The organism is Streptomyces sp. NPDC053541 (genome assembly GCF_044544705.1).
Classification (GTDB): Bacteria; Actinomycetota; Actinomycetes; order Streptomycetales; family Streptomycetaceae; genus Streptomyces.
Genome location: NZ_JBITXM010000010.1, coordinates 84,234 through 106,917, shown reverse-complemented (window position 1 = coordinate 106,917; position 22,684 = coordinate 84,234). Strand labels below are relative to the sequence as shown.

At 72.3% G+C, this 22,684-nt stretch carries 22 protein-coding genes; 10 read left to right on the top strand and 12 right to left on the bottom strand.

Annotated features, from left to right (window positions below; translation table 11 throughout):
- Positions 1-53 precede the first annotated feature (53 nt).
- The 5 genes from pucL to ACIGW2_RS25105 all read right to left on the bottom strand — a co-directional run bounded on the left by pucL (position 54) and on the right by ACIGW2_RS25105 (position 2,689).
- Positions 54-977: a factor-independent urate hydroxylase gene (pucL, locus tag ACIGW2_RS25125; RefSeq protein ID WP_361577915.1), complete on the bottom strand. Its 924-nt coding sequence runs from the start codon at positions 975-977 to the stop codon at positions 54-56.
- A gap of 5 nt (positions 978-982) precedes the next feature.
- The gene (gene uraH, locus ACIGW2_RS25120) at positions 983-1,390 is read right to left on the bottom strand and encodes a hydroxyisourate hydrolase (protein WP_391656593.1); all 408 of its coding nucleotides are present in this window, start codon (positions 1,388-1,390) and stop codon (positions 983-985) included.
- Positions 1,387-1,908, bottom strand: coding sequence for a 2-oxo-4-hydroxy-4-carboxy-5-ureidoimidazoline decarboxylase (gene uraD, locus ACIGW2_RS25115; RefSeq protein WP_399846067.1), 522 nt, complete (start codon positions 1,906-1,908; stop codon positions 1,387-1,389). Before uraD ends, uraH begins: the two co-directional genes overlap by 4 nt.
- A 155-nt stretch (positions 1,909-2,063) precedes the next feature.
- Entirely contained in the window at positions 2,064-2,384 is a 321-nt protein-coding gene (locus ACIGW2_RS25110; RefSeq protein WP_361578249.1) for a helix-turn-helix domain-containing protein, read from the bottom strand.
- A 44-nt stretch (positions 2,385-2,428) separates the two neighbouring features.
- Complete coding sequence (locus tag ACIGW2_RS25105; RefSeq protein ID WP_037881565.1) at positions 2,429-2,689, bottom strand: hypothetical protein; 261 nt, start codon at positions 2,687-2,689, stop codon at positions 2,429-2,431.
- A 141-nt stretch (positions 2,690-2,830) separates the two neighbouring features.
- On the opposite strand from ACIGW2_RS25105, the gene ACIGW2_RS25100 reads away from it, so the two are divergent.
- From ACIGW2_RS25100 to ACIGW2_RS25090, 3 genes are all read left to right on the top strand, one after another.
- Positions 2,831-3,664: a TIM barrel protein gene (locus tag ACIGW2_RS25100; RefSeq protein ID WP_399846065.1), complete on the top strand. Its 834-nt coding sequence runs from the start codon at positions 2,831-2,833 to the stop codon at positions 3,662-3,664.
- Between the two features lie 65 nt (positions 3,665-3,729).
- Positions 3,730-4,644 carry a 2-hydroxy-3-oxopropionate reductase gene (locus ACIGW2_RS25095; protein WP_391656595.1) on the top strand — a complete coding sequence of 305 codons (915 nt, stop codon included), beginning with the start codon at positions 3,730-3,732 and terminating at the stop codon, positions 4,642-4,644.
- Positions 4,645-4,823: 179 nt separating this feature from the next.
- Positions 4,824-6,281 carry a catalase gene (locus tag ACIGW2_RS25090; RefSeq protein WP_361577930.1) on the top strand — a complete coding sequence of 486 codons (1,458 nt, stop codon included), beginning with the start codon at positions 4,824-4,826 and terminating at the stop codon, positions 6,279-6,281.
- 297 nt (positions 6,282-6,578) lie between these two features.
- Here the strand turns inward: ACIGW2_RS25090 and ACIGW2_RS25085 are convergent, their stop codons facing one another.
- A complete protein-coding gene (locus ACIGW2_RS25085; RefSeq protein ID WP_399846060.1) occupies positions 6,579-7,787 on the bottom strand; it encodes an MFS transporter in 1,209 nt (402 codons plus the stop codon).
- A 79-nt stretch (positions 7,788-7,866) separates the two neighbouring features.
- On the opposite strand from ACIGW2_RS25085, the gene ACIGW2_RS25080 reads away from it, so the two are divergent.
- Positions 7,867-8,847, top strand: coding sequence for an ArsR family transcriptional regulator (locus tag ACIGW2_RS25080; protein ID WP_399846057.1), 981 nt, complete (start codon positions 7,867-7,869; stop codon positions 8,845-8,847).
- Positions 8,848-8,936: 89 nt separating this feature from the next.
- Here ACIGW2_RS25080 and gcl read toward each other — a convergent pair whose 3' ends face one another.
- Entirely contained in the window at positions 8,937-10,724 is a 1,788-nt protein-coding gene (gene gcl, locus ACIGW2_RS25075) for a glyoxylate carboligase (protein ID WP_361577939.1), read from the bottom strand.
- A gap of 237 nt (positions 10,725-10,961) precedes the next feature.
- On the opposite strand from gcl, the gene ACIGW2_RS25070 reads away from it, so the two are divergent.
- From ACIGW2_RS25070 to ACIGW2_RS25060, 3 genes are all read left to right on the top strand, one after another.
- A complete protein-coding gene (locus ACIGW2_RS25070) occupies positions 10,962-11,840 on the top strand; it encodes a hypothetical protein (protein ID WP_399846054.1) in 879 nt (292 codons plus the stop codon).
- 67 nt (positions 11,841-11,907) lie between these two features.
- Positions 11,908-12,693, top strand: coding sequence for a TIGR04222 domain-containing membrane protein (locus ACIGW2_RS25065; protein WP_399846052.1), 786 nt, complete (start codon positions 11,908-11,910; stop codon positions 12,691-12,693).
- A gap of 171 nt (positions 12,694-12,864) precedes the next feature.
- Positions 12,865-13,458 carry a GNAT family N-acetyltransferase gene (locus tag ACIGW2_RS25060; protein ID WP_399846049.1) on the top strand — a complete coding sequence of 198 codons (594 nt, stop codon included), beginning with the start codon at positions 12,865-12,867 and terminating at the stop codon, positions 13,456-13,458.
- Here ACIGW2_RS25060 and ACIGW2_RS25055 read toward each other — a convergent pair.
- The gene (locus ACIGW2_RS25055; RefSeq protein WP_399846046.1) at positions 13,406-15,088 is read right to left on the bottom strand and encodes an AMP-binding protein; all 1,683 of its coding nucleotides are present in this window, start codon (positions 15,086-15,088) and stop codon (positions 13,406-13,408) included. The genes ACIGW2_RS25060 and ACIGW2_RS25055 overlap by 53 nt on opposite strands.
- Positions 15,085-16,773, bottom strand: a complete 1,689-nt coding sequence (locus ACIGW2_RS25050) for an AMP-binding protein (protein ID WP_399846043.1) — start codon at positions 16,771-16,773, stop codon at positions 15,085-15,087. Before ACIGW2_RS25050 ends, ACIGW2_RS25055 begins: the two co-directional genes overlap by 4 nt.
- 102 nt (positions 16,774-16,875) lie before the next feature.
- Here ACIGW2_RS25050 and ACIGW2_RS25045 point away from each other — a divergent pair, with 102 nt between their 5' ends.
- Complete coding sequence (locus tag ACIGW2_RS25045) at positions 16,876-17,784, top strand: response regulator transcription factor (protein WP_391656603.1); 909 nt, start codon at positions 16,876-16,878, stop codon at positions 17,782-17,784.
- 19 nt (positions 17,785-17,803) lie between these two features.
- On the opposite strand, the gene ACIGW2_RS25040 is transcribed toward ACIGW2_RS25045, so the two are convergent.
- Both ACIGW2_RS25040 and ACIGW2_RS25035 read right to left on the bottom strand, forming a co-directional pair.
- The gene (locus tag ACIGW2_RS25040; RefSeq protein ID WP_399846040.1) at positions 17,804-18,913 is read right to left on the bottom strand and encodes a winged helix DNA-binding domain-containing protein; all 1,110 of its coding nucleotides are present in this window, start codon (positions 18,911-18,913) and stop codon (positions 17,804-17,806) included.
- Between the two features lie 170 nt (positions 18,914-19,083).
- A complete protein-coding gene (locus ACIGW2_RS25035) occupies positions 19,084-20,577 on the bottom strand; it encodes an IMP dehydrogenase (protein WP_399846038.1) in 1,494 nt (497 codons plus the stop codon).
- A gap of 354 nt (positions 20,578-20,931) precedes the next feature.
- Here ACIGW2_RS25035 and ACIGW2_RS25030 point away from each other — a divergent pair, with 354 nt between their 5' ends.
- Both ACIGW2_RS25030 and ACIGW2_RS25025 read left to right on the top strand, forming a co-directional pair.
- Positions 20,932-21,255: a plasmid stabilization protein gene (locus ACIGW2_RS25030; RefSeq protein WP_361577962.1), complete on the top strand. Its 324-nt coding sequence runs from the start codon at positions 20,932-20,934 to the stop codon at positions 21,253-21,255.
- A 44-nt stretch (positions 21,256-21,299) separates the two neighbouring features.
- Positions 21,300-21,869, top strand: a complete 570-nt coding sequence (locus ACIGW2_RS25025; protein WP_399846506.1) for a type 1 glutamine amidotransferase domain-containing protein — start codon at positions 21,300-21,302, stop codon at positions 21,867-21,869.
- 105 nt (positions 21,870-21,974) lie between these two features.
- Here the strand turns inward: ACIGW2_RS25025 and ACIGW2_RS25020 are convergent, their stop codons facing one another.
- Complete coding sequence (locus tag ACIGW2_RS25020; RefSeq protein WP_391656624.1) at positions 21,975-22,490, bottom strand: universal stress protein; 516 nt, start codon at positions 22,488-22,490, stop codon at positions 21,975-21,977.
- Between the last annotated feature and the right edge of the window lie 194 nt (positions 22,491-22,684).

Sequence of the window (22,684 nt, the reverse complement as noted above, 5' to 3'; positions counted from 1 at the left end):
TGCCGGTCCCCGCCCGACTGCGGGCGGGCGGGGACCGGGTCACTCAGTGCCGCTCAGAGATTGGTCATGTCGACCGGGATCTGCGCCGTGGCGCCGTCCCGCAGGACCGTGGCCTCGATCAGGCCGTACATGCGGTCCGCGGCGTAGTAGACCTCGTTGTCGTTCTTCAGGCCGAAGGGCTCGAGGTCGACCAGGAAGTGGTGCTTGTTCGGGAGCGAGAAGCGCACCTCGTCGATCTCCGCGCGGTTGTTGATGATCCGCGTGGCCATCTGGTACAGCGTCTGCTGCAGGGAGTACGAGTAGGTCTCCGCGAAGGCCTCGAGCATGTGCTTCTTGGTCTGCTCGTAGGACCGCTCCCAGTTGGGCATGCGCTGGTCGTCGTCGGTCCAGTTGAACCGCCAGCGGCCCGACACCTGGGTGGCGAGGATCCGGTCGTACGCCTCCTGGAGGGTGGTGTACTTGTCCTTGATGTAGCCCCAGAACTCCGAGTTGGTGGAGTTCATGACGACGAGGTCCTTGAGGCCGGAGATGACCTCCCACTTCGTGCCGTCGTAGGTGATCTGGGTGACGCGGGTCTCCTGGCCCTTGCGGACGAAGGAGTGGTTGACCTCGTCGGCGCCGATGAACTTGGAGTTGGCGTCGGAGCTGGCGATCCGCTCCCAGGCGTACTCCTCGATCCGGATCCGGGCCCGGTGGATCGGCTCCTGGCTCGACACGAAGTGGCGGGCGAGGTGGATGCCGAACTGCTCGGCGGACTCGATGCCGTACTCCTTGGCGAACGCGAAGACGGTGTTCTTCGTCGTGTCGGTGGGGAGGCAGTGGGCGTTGGAGCCGGTGAGGTGGACGTCGTCGAGGTCGCCGGAGAGGGCGACGGAGACGTTCAGGTCCTTGATGTGGTGCGTGCCGCCGTCGCGCGTGATCTTGACGACGCGGTTCTCTGCTTTGCCGTACTGGTTCTGGCCGAGAATCGTGGGCATGTCTGCTAGCTCCCTCGGTAAACGGAGTAGCCGAACGGGTTGAGCAGCAGCGGCACGTGGTAGTGCTCGCCCGGGACGACGGCGAACGTGATCGCCACCTCCGGGAAGAACACACCGCTCGCGCCACTGTCCCGATTCGCGGGGGCGTCCTGCTGCGCCTCGGCTTGCTTGTTCTGCTTGCTCAGGAAGTACGACTCGGTCTGGAAGTCGAGGCGTACGTGGGTCGTGCCCTCCGGCAGGGCCGGGAGGTCCTTGCAGCGCCCGTCCGCGTCGGTGGCGGAGCCGCCCAGGGCCACCCAGGCGGCGTCGGAGCCGGCGCGGGCCGCGAGCGCGATGGCCACGCCCTCGGCCGGCCGGCCGACGCTGGTGTCCAGGATGTGGGTGGACACCGATGCGGTGGTGTCGGTGCTCATCGGTTCTCTTCCTCGGTGGTCTCGACGAGACGGTTCAGACGGATGCGGTTGATCTTGCCCAGTTCGGTGCGGACGATCTCCCGCTCCTGCTCGGGCGAGTTGCCGATCCGCTCGCGGAGGGCGTCGCGCATCTGCTCGCCGGTCTTGCCGGTGGCGCAGATGAGGAAGACGTGCCCGAAGGTGTCCTGGTAGGCCAGGTTCAGTTCGAGCATCTCGGCCTTGAGCTGCGCGGAGGCGCCGGCCATCCCGCTCTGCTCGCGGGAGGAGGTCGGGTCCCCTTCCTTGGGACGACCGATCGGCGGGTGGCCCGCCATCGCCTCGGCGAGGTCCTCGGCGGTCAGCTCGGCCATGGCGACGTCGCTGGCCTGGAAGAGGGCCTCGACCGTGGCGTACGGGCGCTGGGCGAGGAGCTTGCTCGCCCATGCCGAACTCGTGCACACCTCGTGCAGCGCGGCGAGCGCGTCGCCCTCCGCCGAAGTGTTGAACCGGGCGAGACCCGGAGTCGTACCAGAAGTCACGGGATGCCTCCGTGGCTGTTTTTCGCTGTGCGTCGGACGGGCTGCGGATAGCTAACGCCCTCGACAAGACGACGTCAACACTTTGTTGAAAACTCGGCGTTACAAAAGCCGTCGTCCCGACATGCGGACGACGGCTTGTGGCAACCCTTGATCAACTAGGCGTTCTTGGAGGCATTCTCCCTGTTCAGGTAGTTGTACACGGTGAAGCGGCTGACACCGAGTGCACCGGCCACCGTCTCCACCCCGTGCCGCACGGAGAAGGCCCCCCGCGCCTCCAGGAGCCGCACCACCTCCTGCTTGGCCTTGCGGTCGAGCTCGGACAACGGCATCCCGTGCCGGCGCTCCATCGCCGCGAGGATGCGCTCCAGGGAGTCCGACAGCTGCGGCAGCCGTACGGCGAGGACCTCCTCGCCCTCCCAGGACAGCACGATGTCGTCGACCTCGGCCTGCGCCGGCTCCAGCACTTCCGCGCCCATCGCGTCGACCAGCGGCTTCACCGCCGCCGCCAAGGGATGCTCGGTCACTTCGCGTCCTCCCCGCCCTCGCCGATCACATTGACCTGGAGCGAGACCCGGGTGGCACCGGCACCGAGCGCCTTGCGCAGCAGCTCGTCGACGGCGGTGAGGACGGCGTCGGCGCCGCCCTCGGCCGTGTTGCCGAAGGGCCCCACGTCCACCGCGTCCAGTTCGGCCGACTGGATGACCTCACGTGCCACGACCGCGTGCGCCGGCGCCTCGTCGAGGTCGAACGGCTCGGTCGTGAACTCCACTCTCAAACGCACCATGCCCCCACGCTAAGGCCCCTTTCCGGCCCGCGGGAGCCCCGGACCTGCGGGGACCTCTTGACAAGAGGGGCGCCCGCCCTGCAACCTTCCACCAGACAGAAAGTTACTTCCGCAATACGGAAGGAGCGCCGACCCCTCATGGGATACCCGGACCAGCGCTTCGATGTGAACCTGTCGATCCTCTTCACGGAACTCCCGCTCCTGGAGCGCCCCGCGGCCGCCGCCGCGGCGGGCTTCACGGCGGTCGAGCTGTGGTGGCCCTGGATCGACACCGCCACCCCCGAGCAGAGTGAGCTCGACGCCCTGAAGAAGGCGCTCGACGACGCCGGCACCCAGCTGGTGGGCCTGAACTTCTACGCCGGACAGCTGCCCGGCCCGGACCGCGGCGCGGTCTCGGTGCCCGGCCAGGAGTCGGACCGGTTCAAGGCCAACATCGACGTCGCCGCGGACTTCGCGGCCTCGGTCGGCTGCAAGGCGCTCAACGCGCTGTACGGCAACCGCGTCGAGGGCGTGGACCCGGCCGTCCAGGACGAGCTCGCCCTGGAGAACCTGGTGCTGGCCGCCCGCGCCGCCGACCGGGTGGGCGCGATCCTCCTGATCGAGACCCTCAACAAGCCCGAGTCGCCGCTCTACCCGCTGGTGAGCGCCCCCTCGGCGATCGAGGTCGTGGACAAGGTGAACGCGGCCACCGGCCTCGGCAACGCCAAGTTCCTTCTCGACGTCTACCACCTGGCCATGAACGGCGAGGACGTCAGCACGGTCATCGCGCAGTACGCCGACAAGACCGGCCACGTGCAGATCGCCGACATGCCGGGCCGTGGCGCCCCGGGCACCGGCGAGCTCCCGCTGGAGCAGCTGCTCGACGAGCTGAGGAAGGCCGGTTACGACGGCTGGGTCGGCCTGGAGTACAAGGCCGCCGACGCCGCCGCCTCCTTCGGATGGTTGCCCGCCGAGGCGCGCGCCGCCAAGTAAGTCCGGGCGTTCCGCCAGGCGACCCCCGACGTTTTCGTACGAAGCTTCAGAGAAGGACCCTCACGATGAGCAACCTCGCTGACTCCTCCCAGCCCACCCGCCCGACGATTGCGTGGATCGGCCTCGGCATCATGGGCTCCCCCATGTCCGAGAACCTGATCAAGGCCGGCTACTCGGTCACCGGTTACACCCTGGAGCAGGACAAGCTGGACCGCCTGGCCGCCGCCGGCGGCACCGCGGCCGGCTCGATCGCCGAGGCCGTCAAGGACGCCGACGTGATCATCACGATGGTGCCCGCCTCGCCGCAGGTCGAGGCCATCTCCTACGGCCCCGAGGGCATCCTGGAGAACGCGAAGCAGGGTGCGCTGATCATCGACATGTCGTCGATCACCCCGCAGACCTCCGTCGACCTGGCCAAGAACGCCAAGGAGAAGGGCATCCGCGTCATCGACGCCCCCGTCTCCGGCGGCGAGGCCGGCGCCATCGAGGCCGTCCTGTCGATCATGGTGGGCGGCGAGCAGGCCGACTTCGACGCGGCCCTGCCGATCCTCGAGGCCCTCGGCAAGACCATCGTCCTGTGCGGCCCGCACGGCTCCGGCCAGACGGTGAAGGCGGCCAACCAGCTCATCGTCGCCGTCAACATCCAGGCGTGCGCCGAGGCCGTGGTCTTCCTGGAGAAGTCCGGCGTGGACCTCAACGCCGCCCTCGACGTCCTCAACGGCGGTCTGGCCGGCTCCACGGTCCTGACCCGCAAGAAGGACAACTTCCTGAACCGGGACTTCAAGCCCGGCTTCCGGATCGACCTGCACCACAAGGACATGGGCATCGTCACCGACGCCGCCCGCAACGTCGGTGCGGCCCTCCCGGTCGGCGCCGTGGTCGCCCAGCTGGTCGCCTCGCTGCGCGCCCAGGGCGACGGCGGCCTGGACCACTCGGCCCTGCTGCGCGCCGTCGAGCGCCTCTCCGGCCAGCAGGTCTGACCCAGATTTCCGGGCGGCGGCGGCGCTGACAACCTGTCCTGTCGCGCCCAGGCGCCGCCGCCGCCCGGAACACCACACTTCATTTTCAACAAACTGTTGACGTTTTTTGCCGGGCGTACCTACGCTCCAGGCACTTCACCCGCCAGCAGTGCAGCTCACGGAAGGTCCGACCCGACAAGATGGCCAAGCGCGTGCTTACGACCGAGTCCGGCGCCCCCGTCGCCGACAACCAGAACTCCGCCACCGCCGGCGTCGGTGGCCCCATCCTGCTCCAGGACCAGCACCTCCTCGAGAAGCTCGCCCGCTTCAACCGTGAGCGGATCCCGGAGCGCGTCGTCCACGCCCGCGGCTCCGGCGCGTACGGCTACTTCGAGGTGACGGACGACGTCACGGCCTGGACCAAGGCGGCCTTCCTCTCCGAGGTCGGCAAGAAGACCGAGCTGTTCCTGCGCTTCTCCACCGTGGCCGACTCGCTCGGCGGCGCGGACGCGGTCCGCGACCCGCGCGGCTTCGCGGTGAAGTTCTACACCGAGGAGGGCAACTACGACCTCGTCGGCAACAACACCCCGGTGTTCTTCATCAAGGACCCGATCAAGTTCCCCGACTTCATCCACTCCCAGAAGCGCGACCCCTTCACGGGCAAGCAGGAGGCGGACAACGTCTGGGACTTCTGGGCCCACGCCCCCGAGGCGACCCACCAGGTGACCTGGCTGTTCGGCGACCGCGGCATCCCCGCCTCGTACCGCCACATGAACGGCTACGGCTCGCACACCTACCAGTGGACCAACGAGGCGGGCGAGGCCTTCTTCGTCAAGTACCACTTCAAGACGAACCAGGGCGTGCGCAGCCTCTCCGCCGAGCAGGCCGCCGAGCTGGTCGGCAAGGACGCCAACTCGCACCAGACCGACCTGCTGCAGTCCATCGAGCGCGGTGTGTGCCCGTCCTGGACCCTCTACGTGCAGGTCATGCCGGCCGCCGAGGCCGCGGACTACCGCTTCAACCCCTTCGACCTCACCAAGGTGTGGCCGCACGCGGACTACCCGCTGCAGCGCGTGGGCCGGCTGGTCCTCGACCGCAACCCGGACAACGTCTTCGCCGAGGTCGAGCAGGCCGCGTTCTCCCCGAACAACTTCGTCCCGGGCATCGGCCCGTCGCCGGACAAGATGCTCCAGGGCCGCCTCTTCGCCTACGCGGACGCCCACCGCTACCGCCTCGGCGTCAACCACACCCAGCTGCCGGTCAACGCGCCGAAGGCCACCGTGGCCGACAACTACGGCCGCGACGGCTTCATGGCCACCCGCAACGGCTCGCGCCACGACAAGAACTACGAGCCCAACTCGTACCAGGGCCCGGCGCAGACCGACGCCCCGCTGTCCGCGCCGCTCGCGATCCACGGCTGGACCGGCACCCACGCGGCCCCGGCCCACGTCAAGGACGACGACTTCTTCCAGGCCGGTGAGCTCTACCGCCTGATGTCCGAGGACGAGAAGTCCCGCCTGGTGGCCAACATCGCCGGCAGCCTCTCCCAGGTCGCCCGCGAGGACATCATCGAGAAGAACATCGCCCACTTCGCCGCCGCCGACGCCGAGTACGGCCGGCGCGTCGAGGAGGCCGTCCGCGCCCTGCGCGAGGACTGAGCCTCGACACCCAGACTGCGTACGGCTCCTGACGGGAGGTCAGAGCCGTACGCGGTCCGGATCACCGGCCCGGATGAGGGGTGGTCGGCGTTCCGGACAGCGTGAGGACCGCGGTGGCTCCGAGCCAGTGCGGTGGTAAGGGACCGCGAGCCCCCTTCTTGACCTGAAGGAAGGGACCGGACGCGGCACCCGTCGGCGCCACCGCGGTCCGACGCACCCCCTTCTCGCACGGAAGGGGGCCAGACTCCGCCCGGCGGCGCGAACGTCCTGTCGCGCCAGCCTCGCACCGTCGGGCGGTCACCAACGAGAGCGCGGAACCAGGTTTACGGTCCCTGGTTCCGCGCTCTTGCGCGTGCGCCGCTCCCGGGCCGCCAGGGACGCGGTCACCGCGAGCGAGCCGCACGCGAGGAGCGTCATCGCCGTGGCGGGCGAGGAGAGCTGGGCCAGACCGCCGGCCAGGGCCGCGCTCAGGCCCTGGAGCGCGAGCATGCCGGAGGCGTGCAGACCGAGCGCGTGCCCGCTCAGCTCGTCCGGCACCAGCCGCGTCAGACGCTCCTGGTACAGCAGGCTCGCCGCGTACCCGACGGCCGAGACGGTGATGGCGAGCACCGCGAGCGGCAGCCCCGGCCGGAGCACGAAGAGCAGGTACGGGGCGGCCAGCAGGGCCTGCAGGGGCGCCGCGAGCCGGGCCCGCCAGGCGGGCGGCACGAAGCGCCCGACGACGGTGTCCCCGGCCAGCATGCCCACGGCCGCGCAGCTGAACAGCAGCCCGGCGCGCTCGGGGGCGTACGGCACGAACAGCGACTCGCAGCCCACGATCAGCCCGTTGGGCACCCACAGGGACAGATACACCCGGCGCCGGGCGGGCGAGGACCACAGCCGGGCGTTGGTCCGCCAGGTCTCGGCGGGCGAGGGCCGGCCGGCGGCGCGCGGGACGCGCGCGGACAGGCCGCGGTACGCGAGCAGCGCCCCGGCCAGGTAGAGCGCGGCGCCGGCGAGCAGCGCGCCGCGCGGGGACAGCCAGGCCAGCAGCACGCCGCCGGTGGCGAAGCCGGCGATCTGGCAGACGCCCACGGACATGTTGAGCACGGAGCGCCCGAGCAGGAAGCTCTCCCGGGGCAGGATCTCGTTCAGCAGGCCGTAGCGCACGCCGCCGACCAGGGAGCCGGCCAGGCCCTGGAGGAAGAGCAGCGCGAAGGCCGCGGCGACCGGGAGTCCGGGCAGTGCCTGGGCGGCGGTGACGGCCGCGAAGAGCAGCGCGACGCCGCCGAGGGCCGCGCGCGGCGGCAGCCGGTCGGCGGCGGACAGCAGGGTGGTGGCGCCGACGAGCTGGGCGAGGGCGGGGCCGAACAGGGCGAGCGCGGAGAGCAGCGGCGAGCCGGTGGACCGGTAGACGAGGGTGGCGAGGCCCAGGCCGGCCACGTTCTGGGCGGCGGACTGCGCCGAGCCGCTGAGGAAGAGCGGGGTGAACTCGGGGATGCGGAAGACGTCGCGGTAGCGGGGCATGCCGCGGAGTCTGGGGGAGCCCGGGGGACGGCGTTATTGTTTCGCGCGGTGGCGAAACGATCGGGGCGGGGGGCCTTCCATGGGCTGGTGGCACATCGGTACGGACGCGCTGGCGAGCAGCCGGTTCGTGGTGTCGCCGCTGGCCGAGGCCTGTGCGGCGCTGATGACCCTGCACGCGGGCCGGGGCGCGCATCCGGGTGAGCGGGCGTGGCTGGCGGCCCGGCTGCCGGCGTACCGGGCGCGGCTCGCCGCCGATCCGGTGGACGCGCTGCTGGTGCGGGCGGCGATCGGCCGGACGTGGAACGCGGACTTCCTGACGCCGACGCCGCTGGGCGAGGGCGAGCCGTCCTTCGAGGAGGAGGTCGCGGCCGTCCGGGAAGCCGAACCGGGCGACGCGGTACCGCAGTTGGAGGTGGCGGTCGGCGGCCCCGTGCCGGAGCCGCTGCGCCGGGCGCCCGATCTGCCGCGGCGGATGGCGGGGATCCTGGAGTGGGTGTGGCGCGAGACGGTGCTGCCGGAGTGGCCGCGCCGACGGCGGGTCCTGGAGGCCGACGTGGTGGCGCGGACGGCGCTGCTCGGCCGGGGCGGCTGGGCGGCGGCGCTCGACGAGCTGTGTCCGGGGAAGATGCGCTGGCTGGGCGACGGACGGCTGCAGATCAACACCCGTGACTATCCGCCGCGTTCGGTGGAGGGGGCGCGGCTGCTGTTCGTGCCGGTGACGCCGGCGAAGGGCTGGTGCTCCTGGGCGGGCACGGAGCGGTACGCGGTGACGTACGCGTGCCAGGGCGCGCTGGCGGACGTGTCGGGGCCGGGCGCGCCCCAGGCGCTGGCGGCGCTGCTCGGCCGGGCCCGTGCCGGGGTGCTCGTACGGCTCGAATCCCCGGCGTCGACCAGCCAGTTGGTGGCGCTGACCGGGCAGGGGCTCGGGTCGGTGGGGCGGCATCTGAAGGTGCTGCTCGACGCCGGTCTGGTACGGCGGCGGCGGGCGGGCCGCTCGGTGCTCTACGACCGTACGGAGGCGGGCACGGTCCTGGTCCGGGCGGCGCGGGAAGGGGCCTGACGGAGGGTCAGGGAGGCTGACGGCCCTGGACGCGGGGCGGCCCCCGTCCCGGTGCTCAGCGGGGCGGGGGCCGTCGGGCGCGCGGTGGATCAGACCTTGAGGGCCTTGATCGCGGTGGGGGCGTGGCCGGGCTCGGTGGCCAGCTCCTCGAACTCCTTGACGTTGCTCATGTCGACGTTGGGGCTCATGGAGATGTTGGTGATGCGCTCCAGGATGGCCTCGACGACGACCGGGACCTGGTACTCGACGGCCGTCTTCTTGGCCTGCTCCAGGGCCTCGCCGAGCTTGCTCGGGTCCTCGACGCGGATGGCCTTGACGCCGAGGCCCTCGGCGACCTTGACGTGGTCGACGCCGTAGACGCCGATCTCCGGGGTGTTGATGTTCTCGAACTCGAGGTTGACCTCGAAGTTGATGCCGAGGTTGCCCTGCGCCTGCCGGATGAGGCCGAGGTAGGCGTTGTTCACGAGGACGTGGACGTAGGGGACCTTGTGCTGGGCGGCGACCGCCAGCTCCTCGATCATGAACTGGAAGTCGTAGTCGCCGGAGAGCGCGACGACCGGGGTCTCCGGGTCGGCGGTGGCGGCGCCGATGGCGGCCGGGATGGTCCAGCCGAGCGGGCCGGCCTGGCCGCAGTTGATCCAGTGGCGCGGCTTGTAGACGTGCAGGAACTGCGCGGCGGCGATCTGGGAGAGGCCGATGGTGGTGACGTAGCGGGTCTCCGGTCCGAAGGCCTTGTTCATCTCCTCGTAGACGCGCTGCGGCTTCATCGGGATGTCGTCGAAGTGCGTGCGGCGCTGGAGGGTGGCCTTGCGCTCCTGCGCGGAGGCGGCCCAGGCGGAGAAGTCGGGCAGCTTGCCGGCGGCCTTCCACTCCTTGGCGATCTCGACGAAGAGCTCCAGGGCGACCTTGGCGTCGGAGGCGATGCCGTAGTCCGGGGCGAAGATCTTGCCGATCTGGGTGGGCTCGATGTCGACGTGGACGAACTTCCGGCCCGCGGTGTAGGCGTCCATGTTGTAACCGGTGTGGCGGTTGGCCCAGCGGTTGCCGATGCCGAGGACGAAGTCGGACTCCAGGAAGGTCGCGTTGCCGTAGCGGTGCGCGGTCTGGACGCCGACCATGCCGGCGGCGAGCTCGTGGTCGTCCGGGATGGTGCCCCAGCCCATCAGGGTGGAGATGACCGGGACGTTGGTGAGCTCGGCGAACTCGACGAGCAGGTCGGAGGCGTCGGCGTTGATGATGCCGCCGCCGGCGACGATCAGCGGGCGCTCGGACTCCAGGAGGAAGCCGAGCGCCTTCTCGGCCTGGGCGCGGGTCGCGGACGGCTTGTAGACCGGCAGCGGCTCGTAGGTCTCCGGGTCGAAGTCGATCTCGGCCAGCTGGACGTCGAGCGGCAGGTCGATGAGGACCGGGCCGGGGCGGCCGGAGCGCATGAGGTGGAAGGCCTGCTGGAAGACGCCCGGGACCTGCGCGGGCTCCAGGACGGTCGTGGCGGCCTTGGTCACCGGCTTGGCGATCGAGGCGATGTCGACCGCCTGGAAGTCCTCCTTGTGGAGCTTGGAGGTCGGGGCCTGGCCGGTGATGCAGAGGATCGGGATGGAGTCGGCGATCGCCGAGTACAGGCCGGTGATCATGTCGGTGCCGGCGGGGCCGGAGGTACCGATGCAGACGCCGATGTTGCCGGCCTTGGCGCGGGTGTAGCCCTCGGCCATGTGGGAGGCGCCCTCGACGTGGCGGGCCAGCGTGTGGCTGATCCCGCCGACGTTCTTGAGCTCGCGGTAGAAGGGGTTGATCGCCGCGCCGGGCACACCGAACGCGTTGGTGACGCCTTCGCGCTTGAGGATCTCAACGGCCGCTGCGGCGGCGGTCATACGAGGCATGGGAGTGCTCCTGCTTCGGCCAGGGGGACGCAGGCGCGGCGGCTCCGGCGGGAGCCCCGAGGGCCTGTTTCCATAATGCGGAAGTACTGTTCTGCTATACGGAAGCAATGTAGGTGGGCCGGACGAGAGGCGTCAAGAGACGTCCCGCCCCTCGATCACGCGCGTTGGCCGAAGTCGCTCCCCCGGACGGCCGAAAGGGGGCACGATGGGGACGCACGTCGCAGAGGGGGTACGTCCGTGGCCGAGTCGGTGGAAGTGCGCTGTCCGGAATGCCTCCGGGCGCTGCGCTACGCGGCGCCCGCCTTCCCGTGCTCCTGCGGCAGACCGCTCGCTCCCCCGGTGATCGCCGGCGCCGAGGCCGTACCCGTCACCCGCCGCAACTGGTCCGACGAGTGGGTCACCGTCCGGTGCCCCGCCTGCACCCGCCGCTCCGACTGGCCGCACCCCGAGGTGGGCTGCGCCTGCGGCGCGGTGCTGCGGGTGCCCGTACGGGCTCCGGACGGCGACTCCGGCGAGGGCCGCGTGCCCCCGCAGCCGGCGGGCGGGCGCGGGGCGCGGCCGGAGCCGCCCGCAGCGCCCGGGACGCGCGGCCACCGGACGGCCGGCGGGCCGCCCGGGGACGGCGGCGCCCCCCGCTACCGGGCGCCCGGCACTCCCCCGCCCTTCGCGCTGCGCCACCCCTCGCCCGCGGCGCCCGCCACCGCGCCCGGCCGGCCGATGCCCGAGGCCGCGCGCCCCTCCTTCCGGCCGGTGACCATCAGGACCGCCCGGGACGCGGTCGCCGCCTCCGCCGGCTATCTGCGCTGGCTGGGCTTCCGCGACGTGGTCCAGCCCGAGGAGCGCGCCACCCCCGGGGTCGACCTGCGCGGGCCCGGACTGGTCGCCCAGGTCGACCCGAGCACCCGGCCGACCGGGCTGCGGGCGGTCGAGTGCCTCTGGCTCAACGGCCTCGGCAGCGCCGCGCTGAGCGTCTGCTTCTCCCTGGCCGGCTACACGCCCGAGGCGCACGAGCGGGCGGACGGCCTCGGCATCCCGCTCTTCGTGCTCGACCTCACCGGCACGCCCCAGCCCGTCAACACCCCCGCGAGCGCGCTGGTGGCCTCCGGCGCACCCTGATGGTTTCGGCCATTCGTACGTGAGGACGGGCACTCCCCCGGGCACAACACCTGTGGGGGTGGACGTCATGACAACGGGGATGTGGTGGTTCCTGGGAGCCGCCGTGGCACAACTCGCTCTCGCGGCACTGCTGTTGCGTGCCCGCAGCCAGGAGCGCCCGGAACTGCCGCCGCAGGCGCTCGCGCTGCTGCGCGGCGGACCGCGCGCGGCGGTCGTGGTGGCGCTGGTCGCCCTGCACCAGCGCGGGGCGGTGGCGGCCGGGCGCCGGGGCACGATTCGCGCCAACGGCGGCGCCGGGCGCACCCGCGACCCGCTCCAGCTCGGCGTGCACCGCTCGCTGCACCGCGCGCTCACCGTGCGGCTGCTCGCCACCCGGCCCAAGGCCCGGCAGGCGCTCGACGCGCTCCGCGCGGAACTGGGCCGGACCGGCCTTCTCCGCCCGCCCGGCCGGCACCGGGCGGCCCGGGCGCTGCTGGTGTGCGTCCCGCCGACGGTGGCCGTCGGTCTCGCCGCGACCGGGGTGTCGGCGCCGGCCCTCGCCCTGGGCGCGCTGCCCGTCCTCGCGGCCCTGGGGCTGCTCTGCGTCCCGCCGACCACCCGCGCGGCCCGCCGCCTCCTCGCCGCCCTGCGCGCCCGCCACCCGCTGCCGGCCCACCGTCGCGAGGTCACCGACGCCCGCGACGTCCTGCTCTACGTCGCCCTCTACGGCGACCCGGCCCTCACCCTCTTCCTCCCCCACTTCTCCCGCGACGGCGGCCTCCTCTCCGGGCACTCCTCCCGCGACGACCCCTATGCCCTGGGCCGGGGCACCACGGACGCCCCGTTCACCTGCGGCAGCGTGACACCGGACTGAGGGGGCGGGGGTGCGGTTGGGGCCGGCGTGGGGCGCGCAAGGCGGGTGAGCCGAGCGGGAGTGGTGGGGCGGGTGTGACGGGTGTGCCGCCAGGGGCGTCCGGACGGCCGGGCCGGACCGGTGGAACCCCCTGCGGGCGCCGTCCCCGGTTCCGGCGCGCCATACTGGCGTATGCGCATCCGAGCGGCCGCACCGGCCGAACTCCTTCTTCTCCAGGACATCGAACGCGCCGCGGGTGAGGCCTTCCGGCCCCTCGGCATGGGAGAGATCGCAGACGACGACCCCCTGCCGCTGGACGTCCTGCAGGGCTACCAGTGCGACGGACGGGCGTGGGTGGCGGTGGACGCCGGCGACCGTCCGGTCGCGTATCTGCTCACCGACACCGTTGACGGGGCCGCCCACATCGAGCAGGTCTCGGTGCACCCGGCCGCCGCCCGGCGGGGCGTCGGGCGGGCGCTGATCGAGCACCTGGCGCGGGCCGCCCGGGAGCAGGGCCTGACGGCCCTGACCCTGACGACCTTCGCCGAGGTCCCGTGGAACGCTCCCTACTACACCCGGCTCGGCTTCCGCCGCCTCGACGCCGGCGACCCCGCGCTCACCGAGGGCCTGCGGGCGATCAGCGCCGCCGAGGCCGCGCACGGGCTGGCGGCCTGGCCCCGGGTGTGCATGCGCAGGGAGCTCACCGTGGGTGCCGGCGGGCCCGCCGGGGCGGTCAGCCAGCCCCGTACCGTTCCCGCAGCTCCACCTTCCGCACCTTCCCGCTGACCGTCATCGGGAACTCGGCCAGGATCTCCACCCGGCGCGGGATCTTGTAGTGGGCGAGGCGGTCCCGGCAGAAGGCCGTGACCTCCTCCAGGGTGGGCGGGTCGGCCGGGTCGCGCGGGATCACACAGGCGAGGATCTCCTCCCCGTACCGCTCGTCCGGCACGCCCACCACCTGCACGTCGGCGATCTTGGCGTGCCCGTACAGGAACTCCTCGATCTCGCGCGGATACACGTTCTCCCCGCCGCGGATGATCATGTCCTTGATGCGGCCGACGATCTGCACGTAGCCGTCCTCGCGGAGCACGGCGAGGTCGCCGGTGTGCATCCAGCGGCCCGCGTCGATCGCCTCGGCGGTCTTCTCCGGCTCCTCCCAGTACCCCAGCATCACGCTGTAGCCCCGGGTGCACAGCTCGCCCGGGGTGCCGCGCGGGACGGTGAGGCCGGTGGCCGGGTCGACGATCTTCACCTCGACGTGCGGCATGACCCGGCCGACGGTGCCGGTGCGCCGCTCCAGGTCGTCGTCGCGACGGGTCTGGGTGGAGACCGGCGAGGTCTCCGTCATGCCGTAACAGATGGACACCTCCGCCATGTTCATCTCGGCGACCACCCGCTTCATGACCTCCACCGGGCACGGCGAGCCCGCCATGATGCCGGTGCGCAGGGTCGAGAGGTCGTACGAGGCGAAGTCCGGCAGGTTGAGCTCGGCGATGAACATCGTCGGCACCCCGTAGAGCGAGGTGCAGCGCTCCTCCTGCACCGCGCGCAGCGTGGCGGCCGGATCGAAGGACGGGGCCGGGATCACCATGCAGGCGCCGTGCGAGGTGGCCGCGAGGTTGCCCATGACCATGCCGAAGCAGTGGTAGAAGGGCACCGGGATGCAGATCCGGTCCTGCTCGGTGTAGGCGATCATCTCGCCCACGAAATAGCCGTTGTTGAGGATGTTGTGGTGGGAGAGGGTGGCGCCCTTCGGGAAGCCGGTGGTTCCCGAGGTGTACTGGATGTTGACCGGCTCGTCGCAGGACAGGGGGGCCGGACGGACGCCCTCCGGGGCGGTGCGGGCGAGGAGCTCGTCCCAGCTGGGGTCGCCGAAGTAGACCGTCTCGCGCAGCGCCGGGCAGGCGCCCCGGACCTCCTCCACCATGGCCCGGTAGTCGCTGGTCTTGTGGGTGAGCGAGGCGAACAGCAGCGAGACGCCGGCCTGGTTGAGGACGTACTCCAACTCGTGCGCCCGGTAGGCCGGGTTGATGTTGACCATGATGGCGCCGATGCGTGCCGTGGCGTACTGCACGAGCACCCACTCCGCGCAGTTGACCGCCCAGATGCCGACCCGGTCGCCCTTCGTCACCCCGCTGCCGAGCAGCGCGTCCGCCAGCCGGTCGACGTCGGCGCCGAACCGCGCGTACGTCCAGCGGCGGCCGGTCGGCACGTCGACGAGGGCCTCGCGGTCGGGCCAGGCGGCGACGGCCCGGTCGAGGTTGGCACCGATGGTGTCGCCGAGGAGGGGCGTGGTGCCGGTCCCGTGGGCGTAGGAGAGGGAGTCGGCCGCGCCGGCCGGGCTGGTCGTGGCGGCCGTGCCGGTGGGACTGGCCGTGCTGGGCGTGTTGCCGGTGGGGCCGGCCGTGCCGGTCATGCGAGGTCCCCTTCCGTGTACTCCGTGCCCGTGTTCCCCTCCGCCGTGAGCTTGCGCAGCTCGACGCGGCGGATCTTGCCGGAGACGGTCTTCGGCAGGTCGGCGAACTCGATCCGGCGGATCCGCTTGTACGGGGCGAGCACCTCGCGCGAGTGCGCGAAGAGCGCCTTCGCCGTGTCGGGCCCCGGCTCCCAGCCCGCCGCGAGGACCACGTACGCCTTGGGGACGGCGAGCCGCAGCGGGTCGGGGGCCGGGACCACGGCGGCCTCGGCCACCGCCTCGTGTTCGAGCAGCGCGCTCTCCAGCTCGAAGGGGCTGATCTTGTAGTCGCTCGCCTTGAAGACGTCGTCCGCGCGGCCCACGTACGTGATGTAGCCCTCGGCGTCCCGCGCGCCGATGTCACCCGTGCGGTAGTACCCCCCGGCCATCGCCTCGGCCGTGCGCTCCGGGTCCCCGTGGTACCCGGTCATCAGGCCCACCGGGTCGGTGGCGAGGTCGACGCAGATCTCGCCCTCCGCCACGTCCGGCTCGCCGCTGACCGGGTCGACCAGGGTGATCCGGAAGCCGGGGCTCGGCCGGCCCATCGAGCCCTCCTTGAGGGGCTGGCCGGGGCTGTTCGACACCTGGACGGCGGTCTCGGTCTGGCCGAAGCCGTCCCGGATGGTGACGCCCCAGGCGCGCCGGACGGTCTCGATGACCTCCGGGTTGAGCGGCTCGCCGGCCGCGACGACCTCGCGGGGCGGGGTGCTCAGCCGGCTCAGGTCGGACTGGATCAGCATCCGCCACACCGTGGGCGGGGCGCAGAAGCTGGTGACGCCGTGCCGCTCCATCTCGTCCATCAGCCGGGCCGGGTCGAAGCGCGTGTAGTTGTGGATGAAGACGGTCGCTTCCGCGTTCCACGGGGCGAAGAGGTTGGACCAGGCGTGCTTGGCCCAGCCCGGCGAGGAGATGTTGAGGTGCACGTCGCCGGGCCGGAGCCCGATCCAGTACATCGTCGCGAGGTGGCCCACCGGGTACGAGGTGTGGGTGTGCTCGACCAGCTTGGGGCGGGCGGTGGTGCCGGAGGTGAAGTAGAGCATCAGCGTGTCGTCCGCGCGGGTCGCGCCGCCGGGCGTGAACTCCGCGGACGCGCCGTACGCCTCCTCGTAACCGAGCCAGCCCACCCCGTCCCCGCCGACCGCGATGCGGGTGTAGTCCCCCGGCACCTCGTCGAACTTGGCGGTGTCCTCGGCCCGTACGAGCACGTGCCGCGCCCGGCCGCGCTCCACCCGGTCGCGCAGGTCGGCGGGGCCGAGCAGCGGCGTGGCCGGGATGACGACCGCGCGCAGCTTCATCGCGGCGAGCATGGTCTCCCACAGCTCCGCCTGGTTGCCCAGCATGACGATCATGCGGTCGCCGGCCCGGACGCCCTGCGCGCCCAGCCAGTTCGCCACCTGGTTCGAGCGGCGTGCCATCTCGGCGAAGCTCAGCTTCGTCTCGGTGCCGTCCTCCTCGACGATGTGGAGCGCCGTCCGGTCGTTGCCCTCGGCGATGACGTCGAACCATTCGAGCGCCCAGTTGAACCGGTCGGGGCGGGGCCAGGCGAAGCCGGCGTACGCCGTCTCGTAGTCCTCCCGGTGCTGGAGCAGGAAGTCCCGGGCGGCCCGGAACCTCTCCGTGGCCTCCGTCGCACTCGTCGTGGTCATGCGTCCTCGTCCTCCTCGTGGCGGCACACCGGTCCGTTGCGGGACCGGCCTCCGACATCGTGTAATCAGTGACCCAGGTCTCACTACCCCCGTTCGGGGGTGATGGCCGCGACGAAGGAGAACAACGTGCCGGAGCGGGTCGAGGGGGTCGAGCGGGGCGAGCCGGGCGCGGGCATCAGGGACGAGGGCGTCGGGGGCGTCAGGGGCACGGCCCCGGCCGAGACGGCCGGGCTGCGCGAGGCGCTGCTGCGGCTGCGGCGCGCCACGGGCCTGCAGGTGGCCTTCGGCGGTCTGCTCCACGACGGCTCGGCGGTGCGGATCGAGGAGCTGCACGGCGCCGTGACCCCGGCCCTGCGCGGCCTGGCCGTCTCCACCGGCTCCGGCCTCGGCGGCAAGTGCCTGGCACTGTCCCGGCCGTGCGCGGTCACCGACTACCCCTCGGCGCGCCACATCACCCACGAGTACGACGGACCGGTGTCGGCGGAGGGCCTGCGCTCGGTGATCGCCGTCCCCCTGGTGGTCCGCCGCAGGGTGCGGGGCGTGCTGTACGGGGCGCTGCGCGACGCCCTCCCCATCGGGGAGCGGGTCTTCGACGCGGCGGTCGCCGCCGCCCGCGACGTCGAGCAGGCACTGGCCGTCCAGGACGAGGCGCGCCGGCTGGTGGCCGAGCGGGAGGAGCTGCGGCAGGCCTACGGGGAGCTGCGCGAGCTGGCGTCCCGGGTGGCCGACCCCGAGGTGCGCGAGCGCCTGTGGGCGGTGTGCGGGCGTCTGGAGAACGCCTCGGCGGGCAGCGTCGTCCCGGGGTCGGACCCCGAGGTGTCCCTGACCCCGCGTGAGACGGACGTCTTGTCGGCGGTGGCCTCGGGTGCGACGAACGCAGCGGTGGCGGAGCGGCTGGGGCTACGTCCGGAGACGGTGAAGGGCTACCTCCGCTCGGCGATGCGCAAGCTCGGCGCGCACACCCGCCTGGAGGCGGTGGTGGCGGCGCGCCGGGCGGGCGTCCTGGTGTAGGGCGTCCGCCCGCGGGGCCTCAGGCGCCGTACCGGATGTCGTACGGGAGGCCGGCGGGGCCGAGCAGGCGCAGGGTGCGCTCGGCCTCGGCGGTGAGCGCCTCGCGCTGCGCCCGGGTGGTGCGGACGAAGGGCTCGATGGTCAGGAGGGTGCGGTCCTTGCCCTCGTCCAGGTGCCAGATCCCGGCGAGGAAACCGTCGAGGAGGAAGGTCCGGTGGGCCTGGTTGCCGGTCCAGGTGCGGGTGCGGTGCGCGGCGGGGACCACGCGGGTGCGGTCGGCGTGCGAGAGCAGCAGGTTGTCGAACTCGGGCAGCAGCCGGGGCGGCGCGGGCGTGTCCTCGTCGGGCCGGGGCGCGTCGGGGAGGTCGAAGAGTTCGGTGCCCCGCTCGTCGCGGAGGACCAGGAGCCGGGGACGGAGCCGCTCGAAGGCGGGCCGGAGCCGGGTGAGCCCGCACCAGGTCTGCATGTCCTTGACGGAGGCGGGTCCGAAGGCGCCGAGGTAGCGCAGGACGGTCTCGTCGAGGTCGGCGGCCCGGTCGTCGACCTCTCCGAACCACCGGGTGGCGCGGGCGAGCGCCACCCGGCCGCTGCGGCCCCAGAGCCCGCGGGGCGTCACCTGGACCATGGGCAGCAGACAGCGGGCGGCGATGCCGAGGGACTGCGGGTCGGCCTCCGGCCACTCCTGGAGCAGCCGCTCGCGCAGCTCCTTCGGGGTGCGCGGCCGTTCGTCCACCGCGTCGGCGGTCAGCGCGGTGAGCCGGTCGAGGTCCACCCCGGCGAGCCCCTTGGCGAACATCCGCAACTCGCGCTCGATCGCCCCGTCCTGGACGAGCCGGCGCAGCGCAACGGCGTCGGCGGCGGTGTGGGTGTGCACGGTGGACCGCAGCGAAACGATCCGCCCGACCCGCCGCGCCTCCATGAGCCCGGACAACTCCTCGGGCCGGAACCCGTCGAGCCGGGCGGCGAGGGCGTAGTACGGCGGCTTGGTGTTCTGCGCCTGCAGCCCGACGAGGTGGTGGACGGCCTGTTCGGCGGTGAGCGGGGCACGGCGCAGCAGCAGCTGCCGGTCGAGGGTGGCGCGGTTGAGGGCGCGGGGGGAGAGGACCGGGGACGTCGTCTTCGGGGCCATGGGCGCAGGCTAGCGAGCATCGCGGACAGGGAGTGTCCGCGAGAAGCGGCCGCGGGGGCGCGCCGTTGGTCCCGCACCCTGCGGCATACGGGGTGCGGCCCAGGGGCCGCGGCCCGCGGCCCCGCTCCGGCCGCCCGGCGTTCCGGGCGGCCGGAGCGGGGCCGGAGGGGTCATTCGCCGGCGGCGATGGCGGGGCGGCGGACTTCGATCTCGGCGCCGGTCTGCTTGAAGGACTCCGAGGAGACCGGGACCAGGACGGCGTCGCGGGTGAAGTCGCGGAGGTTGGTCGAGCCGCAGCTGATCATCGTGGAGATGATCTTCGCGCGGGTGCGCTCCACGTTGTCGTACATGCTGCCGGCGTAGGGGACGTAGCCGTCGACGCCCTCCTCGAACACCATCTGGCCGCGCTGCCCGTAGCGGGCCGCGTTCTGGGCGCGGCGCGAGCCCTCGCCCCAGTACTCCTTGTACCACTGGCCGCCGATCTGGAGCTTGCGCGAGGGGCTCTCGTCGAGGCGGGCGAAGTAGCGGCCGAGCATGATGAAGTCGGCGCCCATGGCGAGCGCCATGGCCATGTGGGAGTCGTTGAGCAGGCCGCCGTCGCAACACAGCGGCACGTACACGCCGGTCTCCTGGGCGTAGGCGTCGCGCGCCTGGACCACGTCGAGGAGGGCGGAGGCCTGGCCGCGGCCGATGCCCTTCTGCTCCCGCGTGGTGCAAATGGCGCCGCCGCCGATGCCGACCTTCACGAAGGCCGCGCCCGCGTCGGCGAGATAACGGAAGGCCCGCTCGTCGACGACATTTCCGGCGCCGACGAAAACCTCGTCCCCGAACTTCTCGCGGGCGAATGCGATGGTCTTCGCCTGGTAAACGGAATAACCGTCGGAGGAGTCCAGGCACAGCACGTCGGCGCCGGCCTCGACGAGGGCCGGAATGCGGTCCTCGTAGTCGCGGGAGTTGATTCCGGCGCCGACCCGCAGGCGCTTTTCGGCGTCCACCGTCGCCCGGTGGAAGGTCTTGTGGGCCTGGTAGTCGCGCTTGAGGACGAGGGAGGAGACCCGCCCGTCCTCAAGGACCGGAAGCACGTCGAGGTGGTGCCGCCAGATCAGCTCGTTCGCCTCGGAGAGAGTGACCGTGGCGGGCGCGGTGACCAGGCCGTCGCGCCCGCGCATCCGGTTGCCGGCGGTCTCGTCGGCGCCGTGCCGCTCCAGGTGGAAGTCGTCGAGGCTGATGATCCCGAGGAACTCGCCGTCCGGCTCGCCGCCCCGCGTGACCACGGCCACGCCCTGCTCGGCCTCGGACAGACGCCGGGTGACCTCGCCGAGCGTGGTCTCCGGCGCCACCGTGACCTCGCTGGTCCGGAAACCGGCCTTGTGCCGCTTCACCGCCAGCACGTCCGCGGCCTGCTCCTCGATCCGCTGGTTCTGGTGGATGAATGACAGCCCGCCGAGCTGCGCCAGCGCCACCGCGAGGGTCGGCGACGACACCGCCTGCATGATCGCGCTCACCATGGGCGTCGCGATCCTGATCCCCGGCTCCTCGCCCACCCGGTGACGCACCAGGGGCGCCCCGAGATCCACGTTGTCCGGCGTGCAGTCCTCTGTCGTCAGGCCGGGGATGAGGAGGTATTCACTCAGCGTACGAGAGATTTCGGGGAGGATTTTCACGTGGTCTCCAGAAAGGAGCCGTCGGACCATCGTGCGTGAATGGGCGCGGCTCGAGCGGGCACTGCAGACACCGGCGGCTCGTGGTCCAACTGCACGATGCTGCACAGGCGTTCATGTCCCTTACGCCATACGGGATGGTACCGCACCGAAAAGCGTGCCCAGCCGGGGCCGGGACCCCGCCGGCATTTCCCCGGCGCCGGACAGGACGCGTATCGCGATCCAGGGCGACATCGGCCCGACGAGTTCGCGAGTGGGCCGCATGAACCCTCGCGGCAGGGGCAGCGGCCGGGCGAGAGCACTTGCGGCGGCGCACGTGGCACGAACGGACGTGCGCGCGGACGAGAGGAGTGGATCATGCCCCGCGGATCGAGCCCCAAGCGCGAGCGACAGTACGAGCACATCAAGGAGAGCGCCCGGGACCGGGGCGAGAGCGAGAAGCGCGCCAAGGAGATCGCGGCCCGCACGGTGAACAAGGAACGGGCGCGGTCCGGGGAGTCCAAGACGGCGAGCAAGAGCTCCACCCAGGACATGTCGTCCTCCAAGCGCGGCGGGAAGCGCTCGCACAGCGGGTCGGAGGGGCCGACCTACGACCAGCTGTACGCCGAGGCGCAGCGCCGCAACATCCACGGGCGCTCGAACATGAACAAGGCCGAACTCAAGCGCTCCCTGGGCCACTGAGGCCCTCCGGGCGTCGAAGGAGGACCACCGTGACCCTCGACGGAATGCACGTCCTCGTCCTCACCACCAACTACGGAGTCGAGCAGGACGAACTCACCCGCCCCATGGCGGCCCTGCGCGAGGCCGGCGCCGAGGTCGTCGTCGCCGCGCAACGGGCCGCGCCGGTCCTGACCCTGGTCTCGGACCGGCGGCCGGGCACCGTCGTCGGCGCGGACGCCGCCATGGGCGACGTGATGGCCCAGGAGTTCGACGCGGTCGTCGTTCCCGGCGGGACGCTCAACGCCGACCGGCTGCGCACCGACCGGGACGCACAGCGGCTGGTCGGCGCCTTCGCCAAGGCCGGCAAACCGGTGGCCTCGATCTGTCACGGACCGTGGCTCCTGGTGAACAGCGAGGTGGCGCGGGGCCGCGAACTGACCTCGTACCCCTCGCTGCGCACCGACATCGAGAACGGCGGCGGGACCTGGCGCGACGAGCAGGTCGTCGTCGACACCAGCGGCGGCTTCCCGCTGATCACCTCGCGCCGCCCGGGCGACCTGGACGCGTTCAACGAGGCCCTCGTCCGCACGCTCGACAGCCGTCTGACCGCCACGCGGGAGCGCGCGCAGTCGTGAACCCGCGTGTCCCACGTGTCCCGCGCATCCCGCGCGGGACACGTGGACGGAGGGCCGCCCGATCAGGCGGCCCTCCGTCCGTCACACCCCCTCGCACGGTCCACCTCACGCCGCCTCCGCATCCGTCCCGCCCGTCATGCCGCTGCGGACGATCACCACCGGGCAGGAGGCGTGCACGGCGCACTGCTGGCTGACGGACCCGAGCAGCAGGCTGGAGAAGCCGCCCCGGCCCCGGCTGCCGACGACCAGCAGCTCGGCGCCGTTCGACGCCTCGATCAGCACCTGGGCGGGATTCCCGCGGACCACGTGCTCCTCCAGCGGGACGTCCGACACCTGGGCGAGTTCGTCCCGCAGTTCGTCGGTCAGGGCGCTGCTTGCCGCCTCCGCGTCGAAGGCCGCGTCCACGGCCGGCGCGGACCAGCCGACGGAGCCGGGAAGGTCGTACGCGGCCACGGCCTCCACCGTCGCGCCGGTCAGCCGGGCCTGCCGGACGGCCCAGCGCAGGGCGTCGTGCGAGGCCGGGGAACCGTCGACGCCGACGACGACGCGCCGCCCCGGCCGGTCCGGTGCGGCCGGGTCCCGCACGGCCGGACCGGGATCGGGAGCGGGATCGTCCCTCATGGGGCTGCTCATCACGGGGCTGCTCGTGCCCGGGGTGGTCGCGCCGGGGGGCGGCGTGCCGGGCTGGGGCGTGGCCTGGGGGTTCATGGCGGGCGTGCTCATGGCGGGCGTGCTCATGGCGGGGTCCCTTCGGTCACGGAATCCGGGTGGGCACCGACTCCGCGGTGGTCACGGATTCCGGGTGGTCGCGGATT

Bases quoted from the DNA above. Each gene is read 5' to 3' on its own strand.
- ACIGW2_RS25100 (WP_399846065.1), top strand. From the start codon at position 2,831: ATGGGATACCCGGACCAGCGCTTCGATGTGAACCTGTCGATCCTCTTC.
- ACIGW2_RS25065 (WP_399846052.1), top strand. From the start codon at position 11,908: ATGACAACGGGGATGTGGTGGTTCCTGGGAGCCGCCGTGGCACAACTC.
- ACIGW2_RS25085 (WP_399846060.1), bottom strand. From the start codon at position 7,787: ATGCCCCGCTACCGCGACGTCTTCCGCATCCCCGAGTTCACCCCGCTC.
- ACIGW2_RS25090 (WP_361577930.1), top strand. From the start codon at position 4,824: ATGGCCAAGCGCGTGCTTACGACCGAGTCCGGCGCCCCCGTCGCCGAC.
- uraH (WP_391656593.1), bottom strand. From the start codon at position 1,390: ATGAGCACCGACACCACCGCATCGGTGTCCACCCACATCCTGGACACC.
- ACIGW2_RS25095 (WP_391656595.1), top strand. From the start codon at position 3,730: ATGAGCAACCTCGCTGACTCCTCCCAGCCCACCCGCCCGACGATTGCG.
- ACIGW2_RS25030 (WP_361577962.1), top strand. From the start codon at position 20,932: ATGCCCCGCGGATCGAGCCCCAAGCGCGAGCGACAGTACGAGCACATC.
- ACIGW2_RS25110 (WP_361578249.1), bottom strand. From the start codon at position 2,384: ATGGGCGCGGAAGTGCTGGAGCCGGCGCAGGCCGAGGTCGACGACATC.
- ACIGW2_RS25045 (WP_391656603.1), top strand. From the start codon at position 16,876: ATGGCCGCGACGAAGGAGAACAACGTGCCGGAGCGGGTCGAGGGGGTC.
- ACIGW2_RS25080 (WP_399846057.1), top strand. From the start codon at position 7,867: ATGGGCTGGTGGCACATCGGTACGGACGCGCTGGCGAGCAGCCGGTTC.
- pucL (WP_361577915.1), bottom strand. From the start codon at position 977: ATGCCCACGATTCTCGGCCAGAACCAGTACGGCAAAGCAGAGAACCGC.
- ACIGW2_RS25040 (WP_399846040.1), bottom strand. From the start codon at position 18,913: ATGGCCCCGAAGACGACGTCCCCGGTCCTCTCCCCCCGCGCCCTCAAC.
- ACIGW2_RS25020 (WP_391656624.1), bottom strand. From the start codon at position 22,490: ATGAGGGACGATCCCGCTCCCGATCCCGGTCCGGCCGTGCGGGACCCG.
- ACIGW2_RS25055 (WP_399846046.1), bottom strand. From the start codon at position 15,088: ATGACCGGCACGGCCGGCCCCACCGGCAACACGCCCAGCACGGCCAGT.
- ACIGW2_RS25060 (WP_399846049.1), top strand. From the start codon at position 12,865: ATGCGCATCCGAGCGGCCGCACCGGCCGAACTCCTTCTTCTCCAGGAC.
- ACIGW2_RS25050 (WP_399846043.1), bottom strand. From the start codon at position 16,773: ATGACCACGACGAGTGCGACGGAGGCCACGGAGAGGTTCCGGGCCGCC.
- gcl (WP_361577939.1), bottom strand. From the start codon at position 10,724: ATGCCTCGTATGACCGCCGCCGCAGCGGCCGTTGAGATCCTCAAGCGC.
- ACIGW2_RS25025 (WP_399846506.1), top strand. From the start codon at position 21,300: ATGCACGTCCTCGTCCTCACCACCAACTACGGAGTCGAGCAGGACGAA.